The organism is Streptomyces sp. NPDC048644 (genome assembly GCF_043199105.1).
In the GTDB taxonomy this organism is placed as follows: Bacteria; Actinomycetota; Actinomycetes; order Streptomycetales; family Streptomycetaceae; genus Streptomyces.
In genome coordinates this window covers 325,348-338,059 of record NZ_JBICVO010000006.1, presented here as the reverse complement: position 1 = coordinate 338,059, position 12,712 = coordinate 325,348, and the positions used below count along the sequence as shown (strand labels likewise).

The following is a 12,712-nucleotide window of genomic DNA, read 5'->3' as shown; positions in this document are numbered from 1 at the left end:
GACGGACGCGTCAGGAGGAGAGCAGCGCCCAGACCCCGAACGCGATGCACAGCAGCGCGACGATCAGTACCGGGACCGCCACCTTCGGGGGCGGTCCCGGTCGTCTCGCCGGTGCGGCGGCGGCCTGTGCCAGGGGCGGGTGCCCACCGGGTGCCATGGCCGGAGGCTGTCCGGGGGCCGGGTACGGGCCCGCCGTGTACGGCCGGGTCGCCGGCGGATCGTTCCGTACCGCTGCGGTCGGCCGGTAGCCAGGTCCCGGGGGCGGCACGGCCGGTGCGGCGGGCATCCGCGGCGCCGGCGGAGTGGATCCCGGTTGTGGCGCCGACGGCGTGGCACCCGGCTGCGGCACCGGCGTCGGCGGGGTACCCGGCGGCTGCGGCACGGGCAACCGCCCACCAGGAGGTGCGAGAACGAAGCTCCCGGTGTCGGACATCGAGATCTGTCCGGCCGCCGGCGCGGTGCCGGTGCCCTCGCCGCCCTTCGCGTTACGGAGCGGCCCGTCAGGACCGAAGCCGGAAGGCAGCGGTCCTATGTGGTCGAAGACCTCGACGATCTCTTCCTCGATCGTCGCCTCGGGCAGCAGCTCGGCCACGGAGAGCACCGCCTTGCGCGCCCCCGTCGCCGTCTTGAACCGCGATTCCGGGTCCGGGTGCAGCAGCATGGCCAGCACCTGCCACAGCGGCTCCGGCACGCCCTCGGGCGCGTTCGGGACGCCGTGCTCCAGGAAGCGCCCCACCAGCGCCTCGGCGTCCGGCTTGACGCCCGTGATCAGATACAGCGCGACCAGGCCGACGGCGAAGAGATCGGCGGGGAAGTCCGGTTCGGCGCCCCACATCTGCTCGGGCGCGAAGTAACCCGGCGTGCCCACCACGTAGTTGGTCTCGGTGAGCCGCGGTTCGCCCTTGCGCATCGCGATCCCGAAGTCGGAGAGCCGCAGATGCGGGCGGCCGGTGCCGGTCGACTCCAGCAGGATGTTCGCCGGTTTGATGTCGCGGTGCACCACACCCTCGGCGTGCACCGCGGTCAGCCCCGCCAGCAGCTGGTCCAGCAGGACGCAGACGAACCGTGCGGGCAGCGGACCGTAATCACCGGTCAGATGCGCCAGCGAGCCGCCGTTCACCAGATCCATGGTGAACAGGACCTTGTCGTCGTCGGCGGCCCAGCTCGCCGGGGCCAGCACATGCGGATGGTCGATCCGCAGCGCCTGCTCGCGCACGAACCGCAGCAGCGTGTGCGCGTCGCTCTGCTGGAGCACCTTCGCCGCGACGTAGCGGCGGCGCCGGTGGTCCCAGGCACGCCAGACCGCACCCACACCACCGCGTCCGATCGGGTCGATCAGCTCGTACCGACCGGCGAAGATCTCACCCATGGTGCCCCGTCCGCTTTCCTGAAATCCGCACGCTCCGCTGCGGGCCCGCGCCGTGCCTAACCCTGGTGCGCCTCGTAGTGCGCGACCGCGTCGCCGGTGCGACCGGCGCCGTAGACCCTGAGGAACTCTGCCAGTTCCGGATGCGTGGGGGCGAGGGTGTTCGCCGCGTCGATGATGTCGCCTGCGTCCGAAACGGACCGCAGGAGTGACTGGATTTCGCGCACTACGCGCCGCACCGTCGTCGCTCCGGTCGACGACGTCGCCTGCGCGGTGTTGTTCAGCACCGAGCCTCCGGCGGTCTTCTTGATCTCGTCCATGCGGTCGGTGGCCTCGGCGGCGCTCACGCTGCCGTCGGCGACCTGGCCGGCCAGTTCCTGCAGCGCCTGCACCCGCTGCACCACGGCCGGGTTGCCTATCTTCGCGCGCTGACCACTCATCAGCTGCGACAGCATCGGCGCGGAAAGACCGAGAACGGAGGCGAGTCGTGCCTGGTTGAGGCCCAGGTCATCGATGAGACGACGGAACAGCGCACCCAGAGGCTCCCCGTACCAACTGCGCTGTAGATCCCGGGCCCGCGCGGTGGCTTCCTGCTGTGCTGTGTCCATGCCGTCTCCCCATCTCCCCGATCCCGCTTCGCTGCCGCGAATCTCGCGGTGCATCCTACGGAGAGCGACGGTGTCCGGCGATACCCGGTCGGGAAACCACCGGTGCACCAGGTACCCTGGTTCGCGAAGGGGCCTTAGCTCAGTTGGTAGAGCGCTGTCTTTGCATGGCAGATGTCAGGAGTTCGACTCTCCTAGGCTCCACCTCTAAATGCCCTCTGAACTGCGGAAACGCGGGTTCAGGGGGCATTTTTAGTGCGCATACGGTGCGCACATGTGCGCACGCCGGGGCGGGTGCGAGGGGATGCAGCCCTTGTTTCCCCAGGGGGCGCGCACTCGCCTGTCCCCTGTGCCCCCTGACGATCCCCTGGACGAATGAGTCCGATGCCTTCAGTGGTCATAGGGGATCAGGGATCGTTTGGTCTTGGCTCCGGTGGTCCAGTTGTGCCGGATTGCGGCGCCAAGAGCGAGGAGTTGTTGGCCGACGTGGGCTATGACGCCGGCCGGGGTTCGGCCGCCGTAAGGTTCGAGGCTGAGCCGGCCTTGAGGGGGTCGAAGACGGCCTCGATCCACTGGCGGCGGCGGGCCAGACGGTCGTGCCGGGCTAGCTCGTCGCGGCGGCTGGGCCGCACCGGATGGACCCCCGAACGCTCGGTGAGGAACGAGTGGCCTCAACTCCAGACTGCAAGGCTGTCGGTCAGGCCGGCGAAGATCCGTCAGCGCGTGGCGCGGTACCCAGAGCGGTGGCAGGGCACGAAGGTCTGCAGCAAATCAGTGACGGTCGTTTACGTTCCATGGCGTCCGCCGGAGAACTGCCGGTTCGGCCATGCGCACGAGTGCCTGCCACCTTCGAACGTAGGTCAACTCCTACAGCCGGTCCGAGCCGGAATGAATAGCCGGCTCGTTTTGGGCTTGGCCGCCCAGACGATGATGGTCCCGGGCCCGCGCCCCCGATGCACACGCTGGGCAACCCGCATCCTGACCCGCTGGGTAGTAGGTCAGCACAAGCGGCCGAGGCCGGGTGGCAAGTGACCGGCGCGGGCGGCGTGCTGGCGCCAGGCACCTCGCGGGCGCGGGCTCCAGATTGGCAGTTGGACGGTCAGTGACGTCCGTCGTCCATCTTCATTTGTGGGAGTGGGGCGGTTGGCGGAGTTCCAGGGTGATGGCGTCACGGAGCAGTTGGTGGGCGCGTCGGAGTGAGGTGGTGCCGCTCAGCCACCGTTCGCTCAGTCCCTCTACCAGGGCGGTGAGGCGTTCTGCGGTGGCCTCGGGGTCTGCCTCGGGGGCGGCGAGGCCCGCCGCCTGGGCCCGGCGGATCAGATGTGCGAGGTCATCCACCCATCGGCTGGTTGCGGCGGCCAGCTGTTCCCGGAGGTCCGGGTCGAAGACGGCGGTGGCTCGCAGCTCCCCCCAGGCCGCACTGTTCTCCCGCACGTGGGGGTCGTCCTGTAGTTCCAGCAGGAGCATGTCGGTGAGCTGGGTGCGGGCATCGGCGGAGGTGTCCAGCGCGACGTCGGTGTAGAGGATGGCGCGCCGATTGATGTGCTCCAGGGTGTGCCGCAGCAGCCCGCCACGGCCCTTGAAGTGGTAATAGATCAGCGCGGTGGAGACGCCGGCCTCGGCAGAGACCTCCTCCACGCGCAGCCCGCGCACGCCGTGGCGTGCGATGAGCCGGGCAGCGGCTTGGAGTATCTGGGTGTGCCGGTCGGACATCAAGCGCTCCCGGGGTATCAGCGTGCAGGCGGTTGCAATGATCGCCTACTGTCATCCTGACCAAATTTTCAGTCAGGAGGCAGTCATGCGCATATCCAGGCGGCACACACTGCAGGCGGCATTCCTGGCCGTCCTGGGCGGGGCGGCCGGCGCCTGCGATTCGAAGGGCAGCGGCGGCTTTGCACAGGGTGCGGGCGGCAGCCCCTCCCCGGTGGCGGCGACGCCATCCGGCGGGTGGCGTATGCCCGACGAGGCGCACCCGCACGAGCTCACGTACATGTCGTGGCCCACCCGACGGATCTGGAAGTCGGACATCCACGGTGTGCGGGACGACATCGCGGGAATCGCGCGGGCGATCGCCGAGTTCGAACCCGTGGCCATGCTGGCCGACGAGCAGGATGCCAAGGCGGCCGGGAAGGCATGCGGCTCCGGGGTGGAGATCGTGCCAATCCCGGTGGACGACCTGTGGATCCGCGACACCGGCCCGACCTTCGTGCTCGGCCCCCGGGGTATCGCCGGAGTCGACCTCAACTTCAACGGCTGGGGCGACAAGCAGACTCACGACAACGACAGCCGGGTAGCCCGCGAGATCCTTGCCGATGAGCGGATCAAGAGGATTCAGGCACCGATCACCGGCGAGGGCGGCGCGATCGAGATCGACGGCAGGGGCACCCTGATGGCGACCGAGAGTGCGCTGGTCAACGCCAACCGCAACCCCGGCATGTCCCGCGACGACATCGAGCGGGCGCTGAAGGACCTCTTCGGCGTCACCACGGTCATCTGGGTGGACGGTGTCAAGGGCCATGACATCACCGACTACCACATCGATGCCCTGGCACGGTTCTCCGAACCCGGAGTCGTGGTCATGAGCACCCCGGACGAGCAGGCCCCCCAGGACGTGTGGACCGGCGCCTACGACCAGGCCCGCAAGGTGTTGGACCAGGCGGTCGACGCTCGCGGCAAGCGCCTGGAGATCGTCGAGCTGCCGGAGCCGGTCGACATCGGCCGCCGAGGAGAAGGCTTCCTGGCCAGCTATGTGAACTACTACGTGGTCAACGGCGGAGTCGTCCTGCCCCGCTTCGGCGACAAGCGGGCCGACAGGGACGCCGTATCCATCGTGCGCGACCTGTATCCGGGCCGGAAGATCGTGCAGGTGCCCGTCGACACCCTCGGCGAGGGCGGGGGCGGTATCCACTGCTCCACTCAGCAACTCCCCAAGACCAGCTGACCGCATCGACCCGCCCCAGGGGCTCTCTCGGGCCTTCGTGACCCCGTCCGCCGTCGGCCCACGTTCGGCCAGGCCGCCCTCCGGGCCGCGGGCGGGGGTGCGACATCCCGTGAGTTCTCCCGAGCCCCGGAGGGCCCGCCCCTGGGCGGGCCCGTGATTTGCGCAAAGAAGCGATACTCGGGTCCTGATCCCTGTGGTGAAGCCACTTTTCCGTGATCGTCATTGCTCTTGCAACCGGTGACGTGCCCGAAATCCCGTTCGTCGAGGGCCCGTCGGCCGACCGGCGTCACCGCCGCGCGCCACCCGGTAGTGGCTCCCGGCACGGCGGTGCCCGTCACCCCACGACAGGGTGACGGGCACCGTACGCACGTCCGCGTCCGCCGGTCAGGCGCTGCTGCCGCCCTTGCCGCCGTTGCCGCGCTCGTCGGCCTCGGCCTGCTTGGCCTGGACATCGGGATCCAGCGTGGCGCCCCCGCTGCCGTCGACCGAGCTGAGCCGGCCCCGGTCGCCGACCTCGGTCGGGGCCGGCGGCTCCACCAGCCAGTCGGGGTTGGCCTGCTTGTCCCACCACTTCCAGGCGGCGACCGCACCGCCGGCCAGGATGCCGAGCATCACGAGCCGCTTGGCCGCCTTGCCGGCGCTGCAGCGCCTGCGGTGCTTCTTCGCGAGCTTCTCGATCTCGGCAGCCGTCACCTGCCCGCGCAGCGCGGCGAGCGCGGCGCTGCCACGCGCGAACGCTTCCTCACGCACCGGCTCGGCCGCCGCGCGCGCGGTGTGCACGGCGCTCTCCACCCGGGGCGCGGTGTAGTCGGCGGCCTGCCGGGCGGCGCTGCGGGTACGGCAGGCGGCACGGGTCGCCGCCGCGTCGACCTTGGGCGGCAGCGCACCGCGGGCGTGCTCGATCCGCGGGTGCAGATGGGCGTCGTACTGGGCGCGGGCCTGGTGGGCGGCCTCCGCCACCATCGGTGTCATACGCGTACGCGCTTCCTGGGCGAACTGCATCGCGGTGTCCTTGGCCGTACCGGCATACGGAGCCACCGCCTCCGCGGCGTGCCGCACGCTGTCCCTGGCCGTACCGGTCGCGGCGCGCACGCTGTCCTTGCGGGTCACGGGATCCTCCTCCTCGGTGGCGTGTCCGGGGCTGTGGGGGCTGATCCCCCATGTCTGCTGTGTCGCCTGTCCACCCGATTGAAGATCATGCCCGCTCGCTCCTCGTACGGCAGGTGCTGGCGGGCATCCGGGTCATCGGGGACCTTCCGGAAGCCTTGGGGTGACAATGCCACGATTTGCCGCACCGCGCCCCGGATGGGACGGCACGCCACGCGTCGGCCGGCGGCTGCCGGCGGGGCGGCGGCGGAAAAGAGCCGTCGTGCCGCCCGAAGAGCGGCGGCCGGGCGACGGGTGAGCCGCCCCGTGCGAGGATCGGGAACCGACAGCGAAGACTTATGGAAGGTAGATCCGTGGCTGAGCAGCTCTACGCCACCCTGAAGACCAACCAGGGCGACATCGAGATTCGGCTGCTGCCGAACCATGCACCCAAGACGGTCAAGAACTTCGTCGAACTCGCCACCGGTGAGCGGGAGTGGACCAACCCGGCGACCGGCAAGAAGTCCACGGACAAGCTGTACGACGGCACCGTCTTCCACCGTGTCATCAGCGGTTTCATGATCCAGGGCGGTGACCCGCTGGGCAACGGCACCGGCGGGCCCGGCTACGAATTCGGCGACGAGTTCCACCCCGAGCTGGCCTTCACCAAGCCGTACCTGCTGGCCATGGCCAACGCGGGCCCCGGCACGAACGGCTCGCAGTTCTTCATCACGCTCGCGCCGACCGCCTGGCTGACCGGCAAGCACACCATCTTCGGCGAGGTCAGCAACGAGGCCGGCAAGAAGGTCGTGGACGCCATCGGCGGCACCCAGACCAACCCGCGCACCGACCGTCCCCTCCAGGACGTCATCATCGACTCGGTCGTCGTGGAGACCCGCGAAGGCTGACGCACGCGGGCATCCAGCCCGAGGGAACCATTGCGCCCCGCCCGGTCGTAGACCAGGCGGGGCGCACAGCGTGTCCGGGCCGCGCAGGAAGGCCGCGACGCCCGCCGCGGGCGCTGGCCGGGCGACCGGCGGGTGTGCTGTGATGACGCGCTCAGCCGCAGAGAGGACGAGGGACCGATGGATCAGGTGCCAGGCAGCCCACAGGAGCCGCAGAACGCGGACGGCGAGCGCGGCCTCCCCGGTTGCTACCGCCACCCGGACCGCGCGACCGGCATCCACTGCACCCGCTGTGAGCGGCCGGTCTGCCCGGAGTGCATGGTCAGCGCCTCGGTCGGCTTCCAGTGCCAGGACTGCGTACGCGGCGGCAGCGGCACCGGGCATGCGGCGCACGCGACGGCGCCGCGCACGATCGCCGGCGGCGTGGTCGCCGCCGACCCGCGGCTGATCACCAAGATCCTGCTGGGCCTCAACGTGGCCCTCTTCATCGCGGTCTCCGCGGCCGACGACGGACTGATCGGGCGCCTCGACCTGATCGGCCTGGCCTTCGACCCGGATCAGTACCAGCTCGTCGGCGTCGCGGAGGGCGAGTGGTATCGCCTGGTCACCGCGATGTTCCTGCACCAGCAGGTCGCGCACATCGCGTTCAACATGCTGTCGCTGTGGTGGCTGGGCCCGCCCCTCGAAGCGGCGCTCGGCCGGATCCGCTTCGTGGCGCTCTACCTGATCGCCGGGCTCGGCGGCAGCGCCCTGTCGTATCTCCTCGCCGCACAGAACCAGCCCTCACTCGGTGCCTCCGGCGCGATCTTCGGGCTCCTCGGGGCGACCGCGGTGCTGCTGCGCCGGCTGAACCACGACATGAAGCCGGTCCTGATCCTGCTCGCCCTCAACCTCGTCTTCACCTTCCTGTGGCCGAATATCGCCTGGCAGGCGCACGTCGGCGGACTGGTGGTGGGCGCCGCGGTCGCGTACGGCATGGTGCACGCGCCGCGTGACCGCCGGACGCTGGTGCACACCCTGACGTGTGTGGGCGCGCTGCTGGCGATCGTCGCCGTGGTGTGGGTACGGACCCTCCAGCTCGTGGGCTGAAGGGTCATCGGCGCCTCGGCGGGCTGGGGGTAACTAGGGCACGAGGCCCCGTTCCGTCAAGTTGTCCACAGCGCGTGGCGGATCTTGTGCACGCTGTGGGGAACCTCGGCCCCGGACCGTACGGACCTGCGTTTCCCCAGTAAGGGCAGGGGGAGCGACGGGCTCGACGCGGGTGTGACAGGTCACACCGGCGTCAACGTCCGAGAGGTTATCCACAGATCTTCTGAAGTTTTCCCCGACTGTGGATAACCGTGTGGATGGCCTTGGGCAGGGCTTGCGCTACTTCCACTGCGTGGAGACGCCGAAGCCCACCGCGATGAAGCCGAATCCGCACACGATGTTCCAGTTGCCCATGGCCTTGATCGGCAGATCGGCCTCGGACACGTAGTACAGCACGATCCAGGCAAGACCGATCAGGAACATCGCCAGCATCAGCGGCGCGACCCAGCCACGGCCCGAGTTCACCTTCAGGCTGGTGGTCTTCGCCGGCGGCGGCGTGAAGTCGTCCTTCTTACGGATCCGTGACTTCGGCACGAGGAACTCTCCTGTCGATGCGCTGCTCCCCCACTCTCGACTTCCCTCGAGCGGGAGGTGCCCCCTTCCACGCGGGGGCGTACGGGATGGGAGCCGGATGGATGCGCCGGGGAGCGGGTCCTCGCCCCAGGGCGTCCGTTAGCGTAGTGCTTCCGCGGCGTCGTAAGGAGCAAGGGTACGTTGAGCACTTCCGCCGACCCCTCCGCCCGCCCGCCCCGCTCGCGCCTGCGGCCTGTGCGTCTGCTCACTCTCGCCGTCTTCGCCCTCGCCGGGCTGATGTTCTGGCTGAGCTTTGACACCGCGCGTGGCACGGACCTGCGTTCGGACGACTCCATGCTCCGGCTGTCGGACCTCATCCAGGAACGCAGCCAGAAGAACGGTACGCACGACGAGCGTAACGCCGCCCTGCGCGAGGACGTCGAGACGCTCGCCCGGCGCGACAACGGCAGCTCCAAGGCCCAGGACGCCAAGGTCAAGGCCCTGGAGGAGAACGCCGGCACCGAGAAGCTGCACGGCCAGGGCATGTCCGTCACCCTCACCGACGCCCCGCCGAACGCGAGCGCCAAGATCCCCGGCGTCCCCGAGCCGCAGCCCAACGACCTCGTCATCCACCAGCAGGACCTGCAAGCCGTGGTGAACGCGCTGTGGCAGGGCGGCGCCAAGGGCATCCGGATCATGGACCAGCGGCTGATCTCCACCAGCGCGGTGCGCTGCGTCGGCAACACCCTGATCCTCCAGGGCCGCGTCTACTCACCGCCGTACAAGATCACCGCGGTCGGCGACCGCGAGGAGCTGAACAAGGCGCTCAACGCCTCGCCCGCGATCCAGAACTACCTGCAGTACGTGAACGCCTACGGCCTGGGCTGGAAAGTCGAGCAGCACGAGGCGGTGACTCTTCCCGGCTACTCCGGCACAGTGGAACTCCACTACGCACAGCCTGTGAAGCCGTAGCCCGCCCCGCCGGGCCGGCGGGAAGGGGCGGGGCCGGTATGACGGTGCGGTGGATCGTACGGACGCTCAGCGAAATCTGTGTCACCGCCGGCACCCTGATCGTCCTCCTCGTCGTCTACACCCTGTTCTGGACCGGAGTGCGGGCCGACAGCGCGATGGACGGCGAACTGGGCACGCTGCGGAAGCAGTGGTCGGCCGCCCCGGCCGCCGGGCACCACGACGCACCCGGCCCCGCGCCGTCCGCCAGGCCGCGCCCCTACGAAGCGGGCAGGCCCTTCGCCGCCATGTACATCCCGCGCTTCGGGGCGGACTGGTCCAAGCCCGTCATCGAAGGCACCGCGACCGACGTACTCAAGCGTGGCCTCGGTCACTACGCGGGCACCGCGCGGCTCGGCGCGCTCGGCAACTTCGCCGTCGCCGGGCACCGCCGTACCTACGGCGACCCGTTCAAGGACTTCCCGCGGCTGCGGCCGGGCGACGCCGTGGTCCTGACCGACGGCACCACCTGGTTCACGTACCGCATCGACAGGCGGCCGTACACCACGCTGCCCGGCGACATCGACGTGATCGACCCGGTGCCCCGAGCCTCCGGATACAACGGCCCAGGCCGCTACCTGACGCTGACGACCTGCGAACCGGAATGGGGCCACAGCCACCGGCTGATCACCTGGGCGCATCTGGATTCCACCCAACCCGTGGCACAGGGAAGGCCATCGGCTTTGCCCGGCTGACCCACGTGCCCCCACCCTCTCCCCTTAGTCTGGAGGGGCAATCGACATCGTCATCGTCATCGGCAAGTAGGGGCAGCGACAGCATGTACGGCTGGATCTGGCGGCATCTGCCGGGCAACACGTGGGTGAAGGCGCTGATTTCACTGGTGCTGGTGCTGGCGGTCGTCTTCGTGCTTTTCCAGTACGTCTTTCCGTGGGCGGAGCCGCTGCTCCCCTTCAATGACGTCACGGTCGATCAAGGGATGGCAGCCGTCCGATGAGCGCACGCATTCTGGTCGTCGACAACTACGACAGCTTCGTCTTCAACCTCGTGCAGTACCTCTACCAACTGGGCGCCGAATGCGAGGTACTGCGCAACGACGAGGTCGCCCTGAGCCACGCCCAGGACGGCTTCGACGGCGTGCTGCTCTCCCCGGGCCCCGGCACCCCCGAGCAGGCGGGTGTCTGCGTCGACATGGTCAGGCACTGCGCGAAGACCGGCGTCCCGGTGTTCGGCGTCTGCCTGGGCATGCAGTCGATGGCGGTCGCCTACGGCGGCGTGGTGGACCGGGCCCCCGAGTTGCTGCACGGCAAGACCTCGCTGGTCTCGCACGAGGGCGCCGGCGTCTTCCGTGGCCTGCCCTCGCCCTTCACCGCCACCCGCTATCACTCGCTGGCCGTCGAGCAGGGCACCGTGCCGGACGAACTGACCGTCACCGCCTGGACCGACAACGGCATTCCCATGGGGCTGCGCCACCGTGAACTGCCCGTCGAGGGCGTGCAGTTCCACCCCGAGTCGGTGCTGACCGAATGGGGCCACCGGATGCTCGCCAACTGGCTGGTGGAGTGCGGTGACACGGGAGCGGCGGAGCGCTCGACGGGGCTTGCCCCGGTGGTCGGCAAGGCCGGCGCGTGACCACCACGCGCCCCGAGCGTGACGGCAGGTCCCAGGATCCGTACGACCAGCCGTCGCCCGGGTACGAGGCCGCCGGCCAGTACGGAGGCGACGCGGCCTTCGAGGCGGCGGTGGGACAGCTCAACGACCCGCTGACGGACCCGCTGCCGGGCCCGGCCGGGACGTACGGCGCGGACACGGCCGATGCCCCGAGCGGGCCGGACAGCTCGGCGGGGCAGCCGCAGGGCCCCGCGGGCCGTACCGGGACGCGGCCCGGCGGCGAACAGGCCCGGCAGGCGCCGCGCGGACAGGGCTCGCCCTGGTTCCGCCCGCACCCCCAGACGCCGCAGACGCAGCCGTCGGCCGAAGCGGCGGCGACGTCTCCCCACGGCGGGGAACAGCCCTACGACGGTGGCTACGCCCCGAGGCCCGGCAGTGCCTACGGCACCGGCCGTGAGGCGGGCTACGGCACCGGCCAAGAGCCCCACTCGGTGCACGGCGACCCGATATCCGTCCCTCCCGCCGCCGATCCGTTCTCCGGCGGCGAGCCGGCGGCACCGCGCCCGGCCGCGGCCCGCCCCTTCCGCTCCGCAGCGGTGCCCCCGCCCGCTCCTCCGGTCCCGTCCTCCCACCCTGGCCCGGGTCTGGACGAGTCGACCATGGCGCTGCGTCAGGCCGATGAGCCTGCGGCGACCGGCGGCAAGAGCCATGCGGGCGGTGACGGTGACGACGTTTCACGTGAAACCGACTCGACGATGGGCCTGTCGGTTTCACGTGAAACCGATCCGGCTCCGGGCGGGCGTGCTGCCCGGCGCAAGGCCGCCCAGCAAGCGGCCAAGCGCGGCGGCAGGCGCGGCAAGCGCGGTGGTGCGGCGACCGCGTCAGCCGCGGCCGAGCCGCCGCCCGCGCCCACCTCGCGGCTGGAGGCCCGTCGCGCCGCCCGAGCCGCCAAGGACAGCCTCGGCCTGATCGCCAGCCGCGCTGTGGGCGAGGTGTTCATCACGCTCGGCGTGCTGATGCTGCTGTTCGTGACCTACCAGCTGTGGTGGACGAACGTACTGGCCAACGAAGAGGCCGGTGGCGCCGCCAGCACCCTCCAGCACACCTGGGACGAGGGCGGCGAGGAGAAGAAGACGCTCACACCCGGCGAACGCTTCGCGATCATGTATATCCCCAAGCTGGACGTGAAGGCGCCGGTGGCCGAGGGCATCGACAAGCACTCGGTGCTGGACCGCGGCATGGTCGGGCACTACGACAAGAGCAGCGGAATCAAGACCGCGATGCCGTGGGACAAGAAGGGCAACTTCTCGGTGGCCGCCCACCGCAACACCCATGGCGAGCCGTTCCGTTACATCAACAAGCTCACTCCGGGCGACAAGATCGTCGTGGAGACGCAGAGCACGTATTACACGTACCAGATGGAGAGCATCCTCCCGCAGACCAGTCCGCAGAACGTCAGCGTCATCCAACCGGTGCCGCAGGCTTCCGGGTTCAAGGGGCCGGGCCGCTACATCACGCTGACGACCTGCACTCCGGAATTCACCAGTACCTATCGGATGATCGTCTGGGGCAAGATGGTCGACGAGCGACCGCGGAGCAAGGGCGAACCGGATGCGCTCACCGGCTGACC

The 12,712-nt window shown here is 69.9% G+C and carries 13 protein-coding genes and 1 tRNA gene; 9 read left to right on the top strand and 5 right to left on the bottom strand.

Annotation, left to right across the window (positions count from 1 at the left end; genetic code table 11):
• Positions 1-10: 10 nt before the first annotated feature.
• Positions 11-1,369, bottom strand: coding sequence for a serine/threonine-protein kinase (locus ACGFNI_RS16600; protein ID WP_393684361.1), 1,359 nt, complete (start codon positions 1,367-1,369; stop codon positions 11-13).
• Between the two features lie 56 nt (positions 1,370-1,425).
• Positions 1,426-1,974: a helix-turn-helix domain-containing protein gene (locus tag ACGFNI_RS16595; protein WP_393684359.1), complete on the bottom strand. Its 549-nt coding sequence runs from the start codon at positions 1,972-1,974 to the stop codon at positions 1,426-1,428.
• A gap of 128 nt (positions 1,975-2,102) precedes the next feature.
• On the opposite strand from ACGFNI_RS16595, the gene ACGFNI_RS16590 reads away from it, so the two are divergent.
• Positions 2,103-2,175, top strand: a tRNA-Ala gene (locus ACGFNI_RS16590).
• 918 nt (positions 2,176-3,093) lie between these two features.
• Here the strand turns inward: ACGFNI_RS16590 and ACGFNI_RS16585 are convergent.
• Positions 3,094-3,684 (bottom strand): TetR/AcrR family transcriptional regulator, encoded by a 591-nt coding sequence (locus ACGFNI_RS16585; RefSeq protein ID WP_393684358.1) that lies wholly within the window; start codon positions 3,682-3,684, stop codon positions 3,094-3,096.
• 85 nt (positions 3,685-3,769) lie between these two features.
• Between ACGFNI_RS16585 and ACGFNI_RS16580 the strand changes: the two genes are divergently transcribed.
• Complete coding sequence (locus tag ACGFNI_RS16580) at positions 3,770-4,912, top strand: agmatine deiminase family protein (protein WP_393684356.1); 1,143 nt, start codon at positions 3,770-3,772, stop codon at positions 4,910-4,912.
• A 384-nt stretch (positions 4,913-5,296) separates the two neighbouring features.
• On the opposite strand, the gene ACGFNI_RS16575 is transcribed toward ACGFNI_RS16580, so the two are convergent.
• Positions 5,297-6,022 carry a DUF5324 family protein gene (locus tag ACGFNI_RS16575; RefSeq protein WP_393684355.1) on the bottom strand — a complete coding sequence of 242 codons (726 nt, stop codon included), beginning with the start codon at positions 6,020-6,022 and terminating at the stop codon, positions 5,297-5,299.
• A 350-nt stretch (positions 6,023-6,372) separates the two neighbouring features.
• On the opposite strand from ACGFNI_RS16575, the gene ACGFNI_RS16570 reads away from it, so the two are divergent.
• Together ACGFNI_RS16570 and ACGFNI_RS16565 are read left to right on the top strand one after the other, a co-directional pair.
• Positions 6,373-6,906 (top strand): peptidylprolyl isomerase, encoded by a 534-nt coding sequence (locus tag ACGFNI_RS16570; RefSeq protein WP_393684354.1) that lies wholly within the window; start codon positions 6,373-6,375, stop codon positions 6,904-6,906.
• Positions 6,907-7,083: 177 nt separating this feature from the next.
• Positions 7,084-7,992, top strand: a complete 909-nt coding sequence (locus ACGFNI_RS16565; protein ID WP_393684352.1) for a rhomboid family intramembrane serine protease — start codon at positions 7,084-7,086, stop codon at positions 7,990-7,992.
• A gap of 279 nt (positions 7,993-8,271) precedes the next feature.
• On the opposite strand, the gene crgA is transcribed toward ACGFNI_RS16565, so the two are convergent.
• Positions 8,272-8,526, bottom strand: a complete 255-nt coding sequence (gene crgA, locus ACGFNI_RS16560; RefSeq protein WP_393684351.1) for a cell division protein CrgA — start codon at positions 8,524-8,526, stop codon at positions 8,272-8,274.
• 180 nt (positions 8,527-8,706) lie between these two features.
• Here crgA and ACGFNI_RS16555 point away from each other — a divergent pair, with 180 nt between their 5' ends.
• The 5 genes from ACGFNI_RS16555 to ACGFNI_RS16535 all read left to right on the top strand — a co-directional run bounded on the left by ACGFNI_RS16555 (position 8,707) and on the right by ACGFNI_RS16535 (position 12,710).
• Entirely contained in the window at positions 8,707-9,477 is a 771-nt protein-coding gene (locus ACGFNI_RS16555) for a DUF881 domain-containing protein (protein ID WP_393684349.1), read from the top strand.
• A gap of 38 nt (positions 9,478-9,515) precedes the next feature.
• Entirely contained in the window at positions 9,516-10,208 is a 693-nt protein-coding gene (locus tag ACGFNI_RS16550) for a class E sortase (RefSeq protein ID WP_393684347.1), read from the top strand.
• A gap of 83 nt (positions 10,209-10,291) precedes the next feature.
• Positions 10,292-10,468 carry a hypothetical protein gene (locus ACGFNI_RS16545; RefSeq protein ID WP_033266980.1) on the top strand — a complete coding sequence of 59 codons (177 nt, stop codon included), beginning with the start codon at positions 10,292-10,294 and terminating at the stop codon, positions 10,466-10,468.
• On the top strand, positions 10,465-11,103 hold the full coding sequence (locus ACGFNI_RS16540) for an aminodeoxychorismate/anthranilate synthase component II (protein ID WP_393684345.1): 639 nt from the start codon (positions 10,465-10,467) through the stop codon (positions 11,101-11,103). The genes ACGFNI_RS16545 and ACGFNI_RS16540 overlap by 4 nt, the downstream gene beginning before the upstream one ends.
• A complete protein-coding gene (locus tag ACGFNI_RS16535; RefSeq protein WP_393684343.1) occupies positions 11,100-12,710 on the top strand; it encodes a class E sortase in 1,611 nt (536 codons plus the stop codon). The genes ACGFNI_RS16540 and ACGFNI_RS16535 overlap by 4 nt, the downstream gene beginning before the upstream one ends.
• Positions 12,711-12,712 lie beyond the last annotated feature (2 nt).